At 59.4% G+C, this 16,347-nt stretch carries 13 protein-coding genes; 4 read left to right on the top strand and 9 right to left on the bottom strand.

The genetic code is table 11. The features are described 5' to 3' along the window. Positions 1–4: 4 nt before the first annotated feature. The 8 genes from KVG85_RS08335 to KVG85_RS08300 all read right to left on the bottom strand — a co-directional run bounded on the left by KVG85_RS08335 (position 5) and on the right by KVG85_RS08300 (position 10,131). Positions 5–1,396, bottom strand: a complete 1,392-nt coding sequence (locus KVG85_RS08335; protein WP_016774505.1) for a GntP family permease — start codon at positions 1,394–1,396, stop codon at positions 5–7. Between the two features lie 275 nt (positions 1,397–1,671). Then, positions 1,672–3,087: a sigma-54 interaction domain-containing protein gene (locus KVG85_RS08330; protein ID WP_122692719.1), complete on the bottom strand. Its 1,416-nt coding sequence runs from the start codon at positions 3,085–3,087 to the stop codon at positions 1,672–1,674. A 131-nt stretch (positions 3,088–3,218) separates the two neighbouring features. After that, positions 3,219–4,793 (bottom strand): ABC transporter ATP-binding protein, encoded by a 1,575-nt coding sequence (locus KVG85_RS08325; RefSeq protein ID WP_076563184.1) that lies wholly within the window; start codon positions 4,791–4,793, stop codon positions 3,219–3,221. Between the two features lie 9 nt (positions 4,794–4,802). Beyond that, positions 4,803–5,825 carry an ABC transporter permease gene (locus tag KVG85_RS08320; protein ID WP_217863541.1) on the bottom strand — a complete coding sequence of 341 codons (1,023 nt, stop codon included), beginning with the start codon at positions 5,823–5,825 and terminating at the stop codon, positions 4,803–4,805. Beyond that, positions 5,825–6,886 (bottom strand): microcin C ABC transporter permease YejB, encoded by a 1,062-nt coding sequence (locus tag KVG85_RS08315; RefSeq protein WP_071172270.1) that lies wholly within the window; start codon positions 6,884–6,886, stop codon positions 5,825–5,827. The genes KVG85_RS08320 and KVG85_RS08315 overlap by 1 nt, the downstream gene beginning before the upstream one ends. Beyond that, positions 6,886–8,754, bottom strand: a complete 1,869-nt coding sequence (locus KVG85_RS08310) for an extracellular solute-binding protein (RefSeq protein WP_217863540.1) — start codon at positions 8,752–8,754, stop codon at positions 6,886–6,888. The genes KVG85_RS08315 and KVG85_RS08310 overlap by 1 nt, the downstream gene beginning before the upstream one ends. A gap of 130 nt (positions 8,755–8,884) precedes the next feature. Beyond that, positions 8,885–9,166, bottom strand: a complete 282-nt coding sequence (locus tag KVG85_RS08305) for a peptidylprolyl isomerase (protein WP_039758565.1) — start codon at positions 9,164–9,166, stop codon at positions 8,885–8,887. 95 nt (positions 9,167–9,261) lie between these two features. After that, positions 9,262–10,131: a lipase family alpha/beta hydrolase gene (locus KVG85_RS08300; RefSeq protein ID WP_217864953.1), complete on the bottom strand. Its 870-nt coding sequence runs from the start codon at positions 10,129–10,131 to the stop codon at positions 9,262–9,264. Between the two features lie 334 nt (positions 10,132–10,465). On the opposite strand from KVG85_RS08300, the gene KVG85_RS08295 reads away from it, so the two are divergent. After that, complete coding sequence (locus KVG85_RS08295) at positions 10,466–11,545, top strand: hypothetical protein (RefSeq protein ID WP_217863539.1); 1,080 nt, start codon at positions 10,466–10,468, stop codon at positions 11,543–11,545. A 52-nt stretch (positions 11,546–11,597) separates the two neighbouring features. Here the strand turns inward: KVG85_RS08295 and KVG85_RS08290 are convergent, their stop codons facing one another. After that, the gene (locus KVG85_RS08290; protein ID WP_217863538.1) at positions 11,598–12,671 is read right to left on the bottom strand and encodes a 3-deoxy-7-phosphoheptulonate synthase; all 1,074 of its coding nucleotides are present in this window, start codon (positions 12,669–12,671) and stop codon (positions 11,598–11,600) included. Between the two features lie 606 nt (positions 12,672–13,277). Between KVG85_RS08290 and KVG85_RS08285 the strand changes: the two genes are divergently transcribed. From KVG85_RS08285 to uvrC, 3 genes are all read left to right on the top strand, one after another. Continuing rightward, positions 13,278–13,721: a GNAT family N-acetyltransferase gene (locus KVG85_RS08285; protein ID WP_217863537.1), complete on the top strand. Its 444-nt coding sequence runs from the start codon at positions 13,278–13,280 to the stop codon at positions 13,719–13,721. A gap of 127 nt (positions 13,722–13,848) precedes the next feature. Then, the gene (gene gacA / locus KVG85_RS08280) at positions 13,849–14,490 is read left to right on the top strand and encodes a response regulator transcription factor GacA (RefSeq protein ID WP_217863536.1); all 642 of its coding nucleotides are present in this window, start codon (positions 13,849–13,851) and stop codon (positions 14,488–14,490) included. 2 nt (positions 14,491–14,492) lie between these two features. Then, entirely contained in the window at positions 14,493–16,316 is a 1,824-nt protein-coding gene (gene uvrC, locus KVG85_RS08275; protein WP_217863535.1) for an excinuclease ABC subunit UvrC, read from the top strand. Positions 16,317–16,347 lie beyond the last annotated feature (31 nt).

The following is a 16,347-nucleotide window of genomic DNA, read 5'->3' as shown; positions in this document are numbered from 1 at the left end:
TACCTCACACAATGCCAGTGGCGTAGAAAGTGCCGATCACCACGAAAACCGCGAGGGTCTTGATCAGCGTAATACAGAAAATGTCTTTGTAGGCTTCGCGGTGGGTCAGTCCGGTCACCGCCAGCAACGTGATTACCGCGCCGTTGTGCGGCAGGGTGTCCATGCCGCCGCTGGCCATCGCGGCCACGCGGTGCAGCACTTCCAGCGGAATATTCGCCGCGTGCGCCGCACTGATGAACTGCTCGGACATCGCCGCCAGCGCGATGCTCATGCCGCCCGACGCCGATCCGGTAATGCCGGCGAGCAGCGTCACGGTGATCGCTTCGTTGACCAACGGATTGGGAATCTGCTTGAGCCAGTCGGCCAGCACCAAAAAGCCCGGCAGCGAAGCGATTACCGCACCAAAGCCGTATTCAGACGCGGTGTTCATGGCTGCGAGCAACGCACCGCTGACCGCGCTTTTGCTGCCTTCGGCGAGCTTGCTTTTGATCGCCTTGAAGCCGAACGCCAGGACCATGAGGATGCCGACCAGTAACGCCGCCTGCACCGCCCAGATCGCCGTGAGCTTGGCGATTTCGGTAGTGACCGGCGCGGCCATGCCCGGCAGCGCGAGGCTGTGGGTCTTGCCGTACCACTGCGGAATCCATTGGGTGAACAGCAGGTTCATGATGCCCACCGCCAGCAAAGGTGACAGCGCAATCCACGGGTTGGGCAGCTTCAGGTCTTCGGCGGTTTCCGGTTCGTTGCGCAGTTCAGTGCCGTAACCTTCGCCGGCACGTTGCGCCTTGTTGCGTTGGCGCTGCAGAAACAGCATGCCGGCGCAGAACACGAAAATCGTGCCGATCACCCCCAGCCACGGCGCCGCCCATGCGGTGGTGTTGAAGAAGGTGCTGGGAATGATGTTCTGGATCTGCGGCGTGCCGGGCAGGGCGTCCATGGTGAACGAGAATGCACCGAGGGCAATGGTCGCCGGGATCAGACGTTTGGGAATATTGCTCTGGCGGAACATCTCCGCTGCAAACGGGTAAACAGCGAAGACAACGACGAACAACGACACGCCGCCATAAGTCAGCAGGGCGCAGACCAGCACGATAACCAGCATCGCTTGCTTAGTCCCGAGCAAGCGAATCGCAGCGGCGACGATCGAGCGTGAGAAGCCGGACAGTTCGATGAGCTTGCCGAACACCGCGCCGAGCAGGAATACCGGGAAATAGAGCTTGATGAAACCGACCATCTTGTCCATGAACACCCCAGTGAACGCAGGGGCAACGGCGGACGGATCGGTGAGCAGGACCGCGCCGAGGGCGGCGATCGGGGCAAAGAGGATGACGCTGTAGCCACGGTAGGCGGCGAGCATCAGCAGCGTCAGGGCTGCCAAGGCAATGATCACACTCATGGTGTGTATCTCCAGGATTGTTATTTTTGTGGGTGGAACGGGTGCGGAGAGGGGTTAGCGAGATTTGTGCCAATCTTCTAACTGTTTGAAATATAAGGAGATTAGATCAGGGTCGCGTTCTGGGAGCTGTTTTTGTCTCTTAGTTGAGATTTTTTTTGAATGGGCTGACGCCTTCGCGAGCAGGCTCGCTCCGACATTTGACATGGATTTCCCTGTGGGAGCGAGCCTGCTCGCGAAGCTTCTGTTTTGTCTTCATGCAGAGACTCGGTATCTCTTTAAGTAGACTCGGCGATTCCCAGCGCAGCCATTTTTTTGTACAGCGTCGAACGCCCCAGCCCCAGCCGAACCGCCGCCTCTGGCACTTTTCCCGCGCATTGCGCCAGGGTCGACTCGATCAACTGCCGATCAAACCGCGCCCGCGCCTGTGCAAATGTCTCCCCAGCGGAGGCTTGCATGCTCGGCTCGGCCGTCCGCTCAACCGGAGTAAAGGTGCCAATCGCCCCGCGAATATCCTGCTCGGTCAGCATCAGATCATCACTGAGCAACGCCGCCCGCTCCAGCACATTGCGCAACTCACGGATGTTGCCCGGCCAGGCATGCTGGCCGAGCAATGCCAGCGCATCGCGGTGCAGTTCATGCTGGCTGCGCAGTTCTTCGAGAATCGCCTCGCTCAGCGCCGGCAGATCATCGAGACGTTCACGCAGCGGCGGCACCTGGATCGGCAGGACATTGAGGCGGTAGTACAAATCGGCGCGAAATTCGCCGCGCTTGATCGCCGCCTGCAAATCCGTCGACGTCGCGGCGATTACCCGCACATCGCTCTGAATCACTTCATTGGAGCCGACCGGCTCGAACTCCTTTTCCTGCAACACGCGCAGCAGTTTGCTTTGCAGCGGCAGCGGCATATCGCCGATCTCATCGAGAAACAGCGTGCCGCCCTGAGCGATTTGTAATTTACCGGTGCGGCCCTTGCGGTCAGCGCCGGTAAAGGCGCCGGGTGCCGTGCCAAAGAATTCGGCTTCCAGCAGCGCCTCGGGAATTGCCGCGCTGTTGATGCTGACGAAGGCTTTGTGCGCGCGTGGTGAGGCGCTGTGAATCGCTTGGGCCAGCAACTCCTTGCCGGTGCCGGTTTCTCCCAGCAGCAACACGGGCGAATCAGCGCTGGCACTGCGGCGCGCACGGCGTTTGACTTCAAGGCTGGCAGCGCTGGTACCGATGAAGTGGGCAAAGTTGTATTTGGTCTGCCGCGCACGCAGCAGCGAACGCGTCGAGGCGAGTTCTTCCTGCATGCTCAGGTAACGCTTGAGCATCGGCGACAGCGTACGCAACTCGTCGAACAGGGCAAAACCGATGGCGCCGATCACGCTGCCGGCATCGTCGTGGATCGGCAGGCGCATCACCACCAGCGGTTCCTTCGGCGTGTCCTGCATGTCCAGCAGAATCGGCCGACCGGTGCGTACCACCTCGCGCAGCAGGCTGCCGGGGATCACGCTTTCGCAGGGTTTGCCGATAGCGCCTGCCGCTGAATCGAGACCGAAGCGCCGGGCGTAGCGTTCGTTCATCCAGACGATATTCGCATCGCGGTCAACAATCACCGTTCCCTCACTGGATTGCTCGATGATCTCGAACAGCGAACGGATCGCCAGGGTGCGCACCCGTTGGTAGTCCTTGAGGCTTTCGGTGGTGTTCATGGAGGCTGATCCTGATTGTTTGTTGCCGGTACCGGCCCGTTCGCGAGCAGGCTAGCTCCCACAGGGGACTGCATTCCAATGTGGGAGCGAGCCTGCTCGCGAATGCCGCGCCGAGAATAAGCAGAAAAAACCTACCCTGGATGCGCCGCCGCCAACAGCTCTTTGGTGTAGGGATGCTGCGGGTTGTCAAACACGTCGTGACTGGCACCACGCTCGACCACCTGACCGTCCTTGATCACGATCATGTCGTGGGCCAACGCGCGCACCACCGCCAGATCATGGCTGATAAACAGGTAGGTCAAACCGTATTTTTCCTGCAAATCACGGAGCAGGGCGACCACTTGTTTCTGTACGGTGCGATCGAGGGCCGAGGTCGGTTCATCGAGCAGGATCAGCGCGGGTTTGAGCACCAGAGCCCGGGCGATGGCGATGCGCTGGCGTTGGCCGCCGGAAAATTCATGCGGGTAGCGATGGCGGCTTTCCGGGTCGAGGCCCACTTCCCTGAGCACGCGAATCACTTGCTCATCGCACTCATTGGCCGTCGACTCGCAATGCACTTCGAGACCTTCGCTGATGATCTGTGCCACCGACATGCGCGGGCTGAGGCTGCCGAACGGGTCCTGAAACACCACCTGCATCTGCCGCCGCCACGGCCGCAATTGCTTTTGATTGAGGCCATCCAGCGCTTCGCCCTGAAAGCGAATGCTGCCCTCGGAATCCAGCAAACGCAGGATCGCCTGGCCCAGCGTCGACTTGCCTGAACCGGATTCGCCAACTATGCCCAAGGTCTTGCCGCGCTGAATATTCAGACTGATGCCATCGACAGCGCGCAGATACTGCTTGCGCCTGAACAGCCCGCCGCCGACCTGGAAATCGACGCGCAGGTCAGCGACTTCCAGCACATTTTCGCGTTCGTCACGGGGCAGGGCTTCACCTTCCGGCTCTGCGTTCAACAGCACGCAGCTGTAAGGGTGTTTGGGTTCGGTAAACAGGGTTTCACAGGGCGCCTGCTCGACGATCTCGCCAGCCTTCATCACGCACACCCGCTGCGCGATGCTGCGAACCAGGTTGAGATCGTGACTGATCAGCAGCAGCGACATGCCGAGCCGCTGTTGCAGGGACTTGAGCAGCAAGAGAATCTTGCGCTGCACGGTGACATCCAGCGCCGTGGTCGGCTCGTCGGCAATCAACAACTCCGGTTCGCAGGCCAGGGCCATGGCGATCATCACCCGTTGCCGTTGCCCGCCAGAGAGCTGATGCGGATAGGCTTTCAACCGTTCCTTGGGCTTTTGAATGCCGACCAGTCCGAGCAATTCGAGAATGCGCTGCTGCGCTTGCTTGCCGCCGAGGCCGCGGTGCAGCAACAGGGTTTCGCCGATCTGCTTTTCAATGGTGTGCAATGGATTGAGCGAGGTCATTGGCTCCTGAAAGATCATGGCGATGCGATTGCCGCGCAGCTCGCGCAAGACCTTCGGATCAGCACCGAGCAGTTCCTGCCCGCGATAGCGGATGCTGCCACGGGTTTGCGCCTCACTCTCGGGCAGCAGTTGCAGGATCGAATGCGCGGTCACCGATTTCCCCGAGCCCGATTCGCCGACCAGTGCCAGGCACTCACCGGGGCGGATATCCAGGCACAGGTCGCGCACCACGGTCTGGCCATGGAAGGCGACATTGAGGTTGCGGATTTCAATCAGGTTTTCTGTCATGGTCACGCTTCAGGATCGAGGGTCAAAAGCGTCACGTAACGCTTCGCCGATGAATACCAGCAAGGAGAGGATCAGCGCCAGGGTAAAGAACGCGGTCAATCCGAGCCATGGCGCTTGCAGGTTCTGCTTGCCCTGACCGATCAGTTCGCCCAGCGAGGCACTGCCGGCCGGCATGCCGAAGCCGAGAAAATCCAGCGCGGTCAGCGTTGAAATCGCCCCGGTCAGAATGAACGGCAGATAACTGAGCGTCGCGTTCATTGCGTTGGGCAGGATGTGCCGGAAGATCACCTTGCGGTCAGTCAGGCCCAGGGCACGCGCTGCCTTGACGTATTCCAGATTGCGCCCGCGCAGGAACTCGGCGCGCACCACGTCCACCAGCGCCAACCAGGAAAACAGCGCCATGATCCCCAGCAGCCACCAGAAATTCGGCTCGACGAACCCGGAAAGGATGATCAGCAGATACAACACCGGCAGCCCCGACCAGACTTCCAGCACGCGCTGTCCGAGCAAGTCGACCCAGCCGCCGTAATAGCCCTGCAACGCGCCGGCGGCGATACCGATCAGCGCGCTGACAAAGGTCAGCATCAGGGCAAACAGAATCGACACTCGAGCACCAAAGATGACCCGCGCCAGCACATCGCGCGCCTGATCGTCGGTGCCCAGCCAGTTCACCGAAGTTGGTGGGCTCGGCGCCGGTTTGTTCAGGTCATAGTTGGGCGTGTCATCGCTGAACGGAATCGCCGGGAACAGCAACCAGCCGCCGTCCTTGCGAATCAGATTCTGCACGTACTCGCTGCGGTAATCGGCCTGGAACGGCAGTTGCCCGCCGAACTCCTGTTCGGTGTGGCGCTTGAACACCGGGAAGTACCATTGGCCCTGATAACTGACCATCAACGGTTTGTCGTTGGCGATCAATTCGCCACCCAACGTCAGCAGGAAGAGGCCGATGAACAGCCACAGCGACCACCAGCCACGACGGTTTTTCTTGAAACGTTCGAAACGGCGACGACCCAATGGCGAGAGCTTGAACATCAGGCATTCCTCGCGGCAAAGTCGATACGCGGGTCGACCAGGGTGTAGCAGAGGTCGCCGATCAGTTTTATCAGCAGGCCGAACAGGGTGAAGATGAACAGCGAACCGAACACCACCGGATAGTCCCGCGATACCGCTGCTTCGTAACTCATGCGCCCAAGGCCATCGAGGGAGAAGATCACTTCGATCAGCAGTGAGCCAGCAAAGAACACGCTGATGAACGCCTGAGGTATGCCCGAGACCACCAACAGCATGGCGTTGCGAAACACGTGTCCGTACAGCACGCGGCGTTCGCTCAAGCCTTTGGCGCGGGCCGTTACTACGTACTGTCGGGTGATTTCATTGAGGAACGAGTTTTTTGTAAGAATCGTCAAGGTCGCGAATCCACCGATCACCAGCGCGGTGACCGGCAGCACCAGATGCCAGAAGTAATCGGCGATCTTTCCCAGCGTCGATAGCGATTCGAAGTTGTCCGAAACCAGCCCGCGCACTGGAAACCAGTTCAGCGAAGTACCGCCGGCAAATACCACGATCAGGAACATCGCAAACAGGAACGCCGGCATGGCGTAACCGATGATGATCGCCGTGCTGCTCCAGATATCGAAATGACTACCGTGGTGCACAGCCTTGCGGATGCCCAGCGGGATCGACACGAGATAGGTGATCAGCGTCGCCCACAGCCCGAGCGAAATGGTCACCGGCATCTTTTCCAGAATCAGGTCGGTGACTGTTGCACCACGGAAGAAGCTCTTGCCGAAGTCCAGTTGCGCGTAATTCTTCAGCATCAGCCACAGGCGCTCGTGGGCCGGTTTGTCGAAGCCGTACTGTTTTTCAATGTCCTTGATCAATTGCGGATCGAGGCCACGGCTGGCGCGCGAAGCGTTGCTCGATGTCTCGCCGGCACCACCGCCGACACTGGCGCCGCCAATGCCTTGCAAATGGGCGATGGCTTGTTCCACTGGTCCGCCGGGCGCGGCTTGGATGATGACGAAATTGACCAGCAGGATGATCACCAGCGTCGGAATGATCAGCAGCAGGCGCCGCAGTATGTAACCCCACATCAGTGCGGTCCTCCGGGTCTGCCGCGACTGATTTTCTCGGCGGTCATCTGCTGATTGGTCAGTGGCGTGCGGCTGATTTCCCACCAGCTCTCGATGGCTTCGTCATTGCTCGCCTGCACCGTGGGAATGCCGAAGCGGTTCCACCACACGGTCGAGGTGCCCGGCGGGTAATAGTTGGGAATCCAGTAGTAATTCCATTGCAGCACCCGGTCCAGCGCATGGGCGTAGTGCAACATGTCCGATTGGGTCGAAGCGCGGATCAGGCCGTTGATCAAGGTATCGACCGCCGGGTTTTTGAGCACCATGTAATTGTTCGCGCCGGGATCGTTGGCCGCTGCCGAGCCGAAATAGTTGAGCAACTCACCGCCCGGAGAAGTGGTAACGGGGTAGCCGGTGACGATCATGTCGTAGTCGCGACTCATCAGGCGATTGACGTATTGCGAGGCGTCGATGCGACGGATATTCAGCTCGATGCCGATCTGCTTCAGCGTGCGCTTGTAGGGCAACAGCAGGCGGTCCATGCCGTTCTGGCTGACCAGAAAAGTGAAGCTCAGCGGCTCGCCGGCGCTGTTGACCAACTGGTCGCCATCCGGTTTCCAGCCGGCCTGCTCGAGCAGTTGCAGGGCTTGCAACTGCTTGTCACGGATGATGCCGCTGCCGTCGGTCTTCGGCGCCTCGAAGACTTTGCTGAACACTTCCTCAGGTACCTGACCGCGCAGCGGTTCAAGGATTTCCAACTCTTTCGCATCGGGCAACTGCCGGGCAGCGAGATCGGTGTTGGAAAAGTAACTTTGCTGGCGGATATAAACGTTGCGCATCATCTGCCGGTTGCTCCATTCGAAATCCCAGAGCATCGCCAGTGCCTGGCGTACCCGGCGGTCCTGGAACATCGGCTTTTGCAGGTTGAATACAAAACCCTGGGCCGATTGCGGCGCTTCAGTGGCGAGGTGGGCCTTCTGTAAACGGCCATCGCTGAGGGCGGGACTGTCGTAGCCGATCGAATAGCCGGTCGCGGAGAACTCGCGGTTGTAGTCATAGGCGCCGCCGCGCAGTACCTGGCGGGCGACGTCGGTGTCGCCGAAGTACTCGATGCTGAAATGATCGAAGTTGTACAGGCCGCGGCTGACCGGCAGGTCCTTGCCCCACCAGTCGCCATTGCGTTCGAAAGTGATGCTGCGCCCGGAGTCGACCTTGCCAACACGGTACGGCCCGCTGCCCAGCGGCGGTTCATAACCACCGCCGCCGGCGAAATCGCGACTCTTCCACCAGTGTTCGGGGAACACCGGCAGGGTCGCGATATCCAGCGGCAGGGTGCGGTTTTCGTTGCTTTTGAAGTCGAAACGCACGGTCAGCGGCGCCTCGATTTCGACGCCTTTGACGTCGGCAAACTGGGTGCGATAACGCAGGCTGCCCTGGGTCATCAGCAAGTTGTAGGTGTAGCGAACGTCTTCGGCGGTAATCGGTTTGCCATCGGCGAAGCGCGCCTTCGAGTTTATGAAGAAACGCAGCGACAGACCGTCTTCCGAGCGTTCCATTTTCTCCGCCACCAGACCGTACACCGTGTAGGGCTCATCCAGCGAGCGCTGGGCCAGTGGCGAATACAGCAGGCCGTCGATCTGCGTCACGCCGATGCCTTTGTCTATATAAGGCAGCAGGTGATCGAAGTGACCGATTTCGATGGCCGAGCGACGCATCGTCCCACCCTTCGGCGCCTGCGGATTGGTGTAGTCGAAATGGCCGAAGCCGGCGGGGTATTTGGCCGGTTCGCCGTAAACGGTCAATGCGTGTTGCGGGGCAGCAGTCACACCGGCGGCACCCGTGAGCAGGGCGAGGGCGGTGAGCATCAGTGTGGGAAAAACCAGTCGCATCGTCAGCCTTGGAACGCAAAATCGATAAGCGCAAGTTGTACGCGAGCGGCGCGCCACTCGCCAGCCGTATATGTAACCGAAACACAACGGCCCACCAAAGGTGGGCCGTTGTCAGCAACAGGACGACGAATCAGTCCTGACGGCTGGTGACTTCCAGCAAGTGATAACCGAACTGGGTCTTCACCGGGCCTTGCACGACGTTGATCGGCGCGCTGAACACCACGGTGTCGAATTCCTTGACCATCTGGCCAGGACCGAACGAACCCAGGTCACCGCCTTGACGGCTGGATGGGCAGCTCGAGTTGGCTTTGGCGACTTCAGCAAAATCGGCGCCGCCTTCGATCTGGGCCTTGAGTTCGTTGCACTTGTCTTCGCTGGAAACCAGGATGTGGCGGGCAGTGGCTTTAGCCATGGGAAATTCTCCGAACTGTTTCAATAAAAGGTGGAGCGTACCGGAATCAGTCGGCGAATTCTCGGCAAAGTTCCATTCTACTTGCCTGACTCCGCTCAAAGATCCGCCGCACGCAGGCGCCGGGCATGCTCGAAATACAGCTCGATCGGATCCGGTGAAGTCGCGTTTGTGCCCGCGCTACGCCGCAAGCTCGCCAGATGATCCATTGGATAATCAGAGCGGATCACTTGGCCGAGATGGCTACTGAAGCGTCCGACGAAACCGTCATTCTGCTGGGGTTCGGTGGTGAAATACTGCGACAGGACCCGGCAGGTTGCTTGAATCGGATCCAGCGCCGACAGCCTGGATTGCGCAACAACCCCGCTCCACGAGTAATAGCGCACGCCGTTGACTTGCTCAGCACCGTGCCCGCCCCAGGTTTGCGGCAGTCCTTGTGGGAATTTGTCATTGAATTGACCGACGCCGACGGTGGTCAGTGCGTTGAGTGCGGCTAACGCATTGGACGGCAATGTCACGCTGCCGCTCAGTAGCGACAGCAAGTCGGCAAATTGTGTCGCCACGTTCTGTGCGACGGCTTCCGGAAGCTTGCCTGGAATCAGCGCCTTGCGCAGGAAGTCGGCGAGCTCCGAGCCATGGTTCGGGCCACTGACGGAAGTGACTGACGCGACGACGTCTGGTGCAAGTGCCGCCGCATAGCGCGCAGCGAGTGCGCCCTGACTGTGTCCTATGAGGTTGACTTTCTTCGCGCCTGTGCCTCGCAGCACGCAAGCAATCTGTGAAAGCAGTTGCTCGCCCCTGATTTCATTGTCGTGGGTGGTCGAAAGGTGTGGAACAAACAATCGACAGCCGGCCGCTTTCAGCACGGATTTGACGTCATGGAACAGCTCGAAATGACCGATACGCTCGAACCCGAACAGACCGTGGACCAACAGGATTGGATAACGAGTTGTAGCATTCCGTTGCATGTTCTTACCTTTTTCGTAGAAGTTCATCGGGAAATCACCGAGCCACTCTAAAACACTCATCCCGCTGAAGAAGTACGAAGAGGCTTCACGTTGCGTTTGAAAATGGACTATGAGGCGTACGAAATTTCGGAGAGCTGTGAAATCCGAATCGGAAGTTCATAGGGTCGTTTGTCGTCATAACAGCGCGAACGTCCCAGTTGCCTACCTTGTGAGTAGCGGTTACGCCGAGGTCGCGGTGTATTCGGCTGACATTCAGAACCTGCAAATAAGTCCTCAATGTAGGTGCCAGTGTCGTCATCCGGGACGGCACGTTTTCCAGGGAGTGGAGACGAAAATGAATAGCCATGAAGTCGAGTTTTGCTGGCGGATGCGTCCGTCCGCGGTTGCCGATGTGTCTATCGAACCTCTGATCGCGCCGACCATTGACGGGCTTGAGGGCAGCGTGCTCGAGCCTTCGCTGGTCAGGGCCATCGTGCGCATTTCTCCTTATGCCAACATGAGCTGTGGCGATCAGCTGGTGCTGTACTGGGAGGGGCTGGATATCGAAGGCTTTGCCTATCAATACGAGAGCGTTCGATTCGTCAGCCAGGCCCAGACGGGCAAAGACGTAATCTTTGTCATCAAGGGCATGCATGTGGCTGCTCTGGATGGAGGTTCGCTGGAGGTTTACTGGACACTTCGAACGACGTCCGCACCCAAGGCAATGGAATCTGCTCGCCTGCAACTGTCCGTGGGCGACGTTCGTACGCAACTGTTGGCGCCGCAGATAGAAGGCTCGGTAAACGGAACGCTGGAGCCGTCGCGAGTGGCCGAGGGCACCCTGGTGACTCTGCAGCCTTACGCAAGAATGTCGGCGGGCGACCGGGTGATGTTGTCCTGGCACGGAGATACTTCGCCCGAGATCTTCACCGACTCGTTGAACGTGGAGACCTACGCCGTCGCGCAAAGCCTGTCGTTCTGGGTGCCGGGCAGCTACATCGAAGCGCATCGTGGCGGCGAGGTGGTTGCCACCTACCATGTCGAACAGCGCTGTGGAACGATTCGAACGTCGGAGCCTGCGACGGTTTTCCTCGGACCTGCGGTGCGTGCGCAACTGACTGCGCCGGAGGTCGTCGGGGCGGTTGAAAACGTGTTGTCACTGAAGGATTCGGTCGACGGCGTTTCCATTCGCATGGAAGAGGCGCAGGTGCAGGAGGATGAATTGGTCTATCTCAAGTGTGACGGTGAGTTTTTCAGTCATCGCGATGACCTGGATATCACCCGGGAGACGGCCGGGCAACCGGTGAGCTTCATTGTTCCCCATCGGTTCTGGCGCGAGCATCACGGCACGACGGTCGAGATTGCGTACACCATCGAACGTCTGGACGACGTCAGTCAGCAATCTGCCGTCAGGCGGATCAGCGTAGTGGCATAGCCTGGGCGGTCGGCCCTCCGCACTCTGTACGGAGAGGGAGGGCGATCTGATATCAGGCTCTGGCTTGTGCGAGGCGCTGCGCAGCGTCGGTCAGCAATTGTTCCGTTGCGGCGAATCCGAGGCATCCATCGGTGACCGATACGCCGTAGCGCAGAGAGGTGCTCAGCGGCTGGCAGCCTTCGAACAGGTTAGACTCCAGCATCATGCCGATCAGCGACTGGTTCCCACGAAGGCGTTGTTCAAGCACATCGCTGAACACGGCTGGCTGACGCAGTGGATCCTTGCCGCTGTTGGCATGGCTGCAATCGACCATGATCCGATTGGGGATCTTCAGTCGGCTGAGTTCGGCGCTGATGTTGGCCACGCTGTTTCCATCGTAGTTCGGCCCTTGATGGCCGCCGCGTAGCACGATGTGGGTATCAGCGTTGCCAGCTGTCTGCACGATCGCCGGATGCCCTTGGCTGTCTACGCCGAAGTGCCGATGCGGATGGGCTGCCGAGCGCATGGCGTCGACAGCGATGGCGGCGCCGCCATCGGTGCCGTTCTTGAAGCCCACCGGCATGTTCAGGCCGCTGGCCATTTCTCGGTGAATCTGCGATTCGGTGGTGCGGGCACCAATGGCCACCCAGCTCAGCAGGTCATCGAAGTAATTGGCAGCCATGGGTTGTAGCAGTTCGGTGGCGATTGGTAGTCCGAGCCGGATCATTTCCAGCATCAGTTCGCGCGACAGCGTCAGGCCGGCGGCCATGTCGTCAGTGCCATCCAGGTGTGGATCGTAGGCCAGCCCTTTCCAGCCGACCGTCGTACGCGGCTTTTCGACGTAGGCGCGCATGACCAGCAGCATTTCACTGCTGACATCCTCGGCCAGGCGAGCGAGTTTGCCGGCATATTCGATCGCCGATTGCGGATCATGGATGGAGCAGGGGCCGACGATGACCAGCAGGCGCGGGTCTTCACCGTCGAGGATGGCGCGCACCGCCTGGCGATGGGCATTGACCTGCTGATGCAGGGAGTGGCTGAGCGGTAATTGCTGTTTGAGCTGCAACGAGCTGGGCAGGCGCAGGGTCAGCGCTTCGTTGGCAGAATCGAGGGTGGACAGCGGCAAAGCGGAAACTGAAGAGTTCATGTTCGGTCTTCCTGGGCGGATGGCGGGTTTTTCCCGCGCACTCGGCCCTATTGGGGTGTTCGACAAATGGCCGTACTGGCTCGGCGTGTGTGTTTGCCACCTGTAGGTGACCGATCGGAGGCGGCAGGCTGTCCCGAGCGGAGGCTGGTAAATCGCCAGGCGCTAAAGCTGTCGTAACGGTAATAAGTGGCGTAGTTCATGGTGGAATCCTCGAAATGTGGTGTGTCGCTGAAAGTGATGGGCCTGAAAAAACAAAACCCCCGGTCGGGAAGCCGACCGGGGGTTGAGAAATCTCTGGTAGGCGACCCGTTATCATGGGCGCCGTTTGGGTATCAGGCGCGCCAGTGGCTAAACCAATACCCAAAATAAAAGTTGTCTGGAGCGCAGGCGTCGTTCACCCACGCAGCCGCAATCGAGCGCGAGGCGCTGGCGATGCAAGACTGTGAAGGGGCGTTGAACATGGTCTGTCTCCGATGAATGCGCCGAGCTTACTCGACGCTGATACGCGTCAGCAATCAGAAAATGCTATTGCGTGTCGAGCGAAACGGCTATCACTGGCAAACGATCCGGTTAAAGTACATTTTCTTGCGCTTAGAGAAGAGCTGAATGAGTTACCGAATTCGGCATGCCACCGATCATGATCTTGCTTTTGCACGGGACCTGACCTGTCGCAACATGCTGCGCTATTACATTGACCACGATCTGTTGTGGCAGGACGAGGCGTTCGACGCCGGCTGGCGGTATCGTGACAACTGGATGATTCTGGAGGATGAAACGCCGATCGGCTTTTTCAGTCTGAGCCAGGATTCGCGAGCGCTCTATATGCGCGAATTGCAGATTGATCATGCCAGGCAAGGGCAGGGCGCGGGTTCCTGGGCCATTGATCAGGTTATCGACATGGCTCGTCAGGCAAGACGAGCGGCACTACGGCTGACCGTGTTCGATAACAACCCGGCGCAGAAACTGTATGCACGCAAGGGACTGCGCATCGTGGGCAGGGATGAGTGTTTCCTCAGGATGCAGCTCGATTTAAGTACAGCTGTGCTCTGAAACCCACGGCCGGCAAGCCCTGAATGATGAATTGAAACTTTTTAAATGCGGCTTTCCGCTAGGTCTGTCGGGCACTTTTTGCTAAGGTGTCGGGCATCCCAATAAGACCATATCGCGAGGTGTCTGCTTGATTAGGGTGCTAGTGGTCGACGACCATGATCTCGTTCGCACAGGCATTACACGAATGCTGGCCGATATCGACGGCCTGCAGGTGGTGGGTCAGGCCGAGTCAGGTGAAGAGTCCCTGATCAAGGCCCGTGAGTTGAAGCCTGACGTAGTGCTCATGGACGTCAAGATGCCCGGCATCGGCGGCCTCGAAGCCACACGCAAACTGCTGCGCAGCCATCCGGATATCAAGGTGGTTGCCGTTACGGTGTGCGAGGAAGATCCTTTCCCGACCCGTTTGCTGCAGGCCGGCGCCGCCGGTTACCTGACCAAGGGTGCGGGTCTGCCGGAAATGGTTCAGGCCATTCGGCTGGTTTTCGCCGGGCAGCGTTACATCAGTCCGCAGATCGCTCAGCAGTTGGCGATCAAATCATTCCAGCCAACCAATGATTCGCCGTTCGATGCCTTGTCGGAACGGGAAATCCAGATTGCCTTGATGATTGTCGGCTGCCAGAAGGTCCAGATCATTTCCGACAAGTTGTGCCTGTCGCCGAAAACCGTGAACACCTACCGCTACCGCATTTTCGAGAAACTTTCGATCAGCAGCGACGTCGAGTTGACACTGCTCGCGGTGCGTCACGGCAAGGTGGATGCCAGCGCCTGACCATGACCGAGACATTCGATTCCAGTGCTTTCCTGTCGACCGTCAGCGGTCGGCCCGGCGTCTATCGCATGTTCGACAGCGAGGCGCGCCTGCTGTATGTCGGCAAAGCCAAAAACCTGAAGAAACGCCTGGCGAGCTACTTTCGCAAGACCGGGCTGGCGCCGAAGACCGCTGCACTGGTCGGGCGTATCGCTCAGGTCGAGACAACCATCACCGCCAACGAAACCGAAGCGCTGCTGCTGGAACAGACGCTGATCAAGGAGTGGCGCCCGCCGTACAACATTCTGTTGCGCGACGATAAATCCTATCCGTATGTATTTCTCTCCGACGGACAGTTTCCGCGCCTGAGCATCCATCGCGGCGCCAAAAAAGCCAAGGGCAAGTATTTCGGGCCCTATCCCAGTGCCGGCGCCATACGTGAAAGCCTGAGCATCCTGCAAAAAACCTTTTTCGTCCGCCAGTGCGAAGACAGCTATTACAAGAATCGCACCCGTCCGTGCCTGCAATACCAGATCAAACGTTGTAAGGCCCCATGCGTGGGCCTGGTCGAACCTGACGTCTACGCCGAAGACGTGCGCCACTCGGTGATGTTCCTCGAAGGTCGCAGCCACGCGCTGACCAACGAGCTGTCCACCGCGATGGAAGAGGCAGCGATCAATCTCGAATTCGAACGTGCCGCCGAATTGCGCGACCAGATTGCCTTGCTGCGCCGCGTGCAGGATCAGCAAAGCATGGAAGGCGGCACCGGCGATATCGACGTTATTGCCGCATTCGTCAACCCCGGCGGCGCCTGTGTCCACCTGATCAGCGTGCGCGGTGGGCGCGTGCTGGGCAGCAAGAATTTCTTCCCGCAGGTCGGCATTGAGGAAGACGTTTCCGAAGTCATGGCGGCGTTTCTTGGCCAGTATTACATCAGCAGCCCCGAACGCGATTTGCCGAGCGAACTGATCGTCAACGTGGTTCACGAAGATTTCCCAGCGTTGATCGAAGGGATTCATACCTTGCGCGGCCGCGAATTGGCCATCAGTCATCGGGTGCGCGGTACCCGTGCGCGCTGGCAGCAACTGGCCGTGACCAACGCTGAGCAAGCGTTGGGCGCGCGTCTGGCCAACCGTCAGCACACCGCCGCGCGATTCGACGCGCTGGCCGAAGTGCTGAATCTGGATGAACCGCCGCAACGCCTGGAATGCTATGACATCAGTCATTCCAGCGGCGAAGCCACTGTGGCCTCCTGCGTGGTGTTCGGGCCGGAAGGCGCGATCAAGTCGGATTACCGCCGCTACAACATCGAAGGCGTCACCGCCGGCGACGACTACGCGGCCATGCACCAGGCGCTGACTCGCCGCTTCAGCAAACTCAAGGACGGCGAAGGCAAGCTGCCGGACATCCTGCTGGTCGACGGTGGCAAAGGCCAATTGTCGATGGCCCGGGATGTGCTCAACGAACTGGCCGTACCGGATCTGATCCTGTTGGGCGTCGCCAAAGGTGCTACCCGCAAGGCCGGTTTCGAAACGTTGTATCTGAATGATGCAGCGCACGAGTTCACCTTGCGCGGCGATTCGCCCGCTTTGCACCTGATTCAGCAGATCCGCGATGAGGCCCACCGCTTCGCAATTACGGGGCATCGCGCTCGTCGCGGCAAGACCCGCCGAACCTCAACGCTGGAAGGCGTGGCAGGGGTAGGGCCGACACGCCGCCGTGACCTGTTGAAACATTTTGGTGGATTGCAGGAGCTGTCTCGTGCAAGCATCGAAGAGATCGCCAAAGCCCCGGGGATCAGTAAAAAGCTCGCTGAGTCGATTTATGCGAGCCTGCATAGTGAGTAGAATGCCCCTTCACCTCGTAGCCAGTTGTGCC

Origin of the sequence: Pseudomonas triticicola (assembly GCF_019145375.1) — a bacterium.
GTDB classification, from domain to species: domain Bacteria; phylum Pseudomonadota; class Gammaproteobacteria; order Pseudomonadales; family Pseudomonadaceae; genus Aquipseudomonas; species Aquipseudomonas triticicola.
Note: the sequence above shows the minus strand (reverse complement) of the source record. Positions and strands in the feature narration are given on the sequence as shown.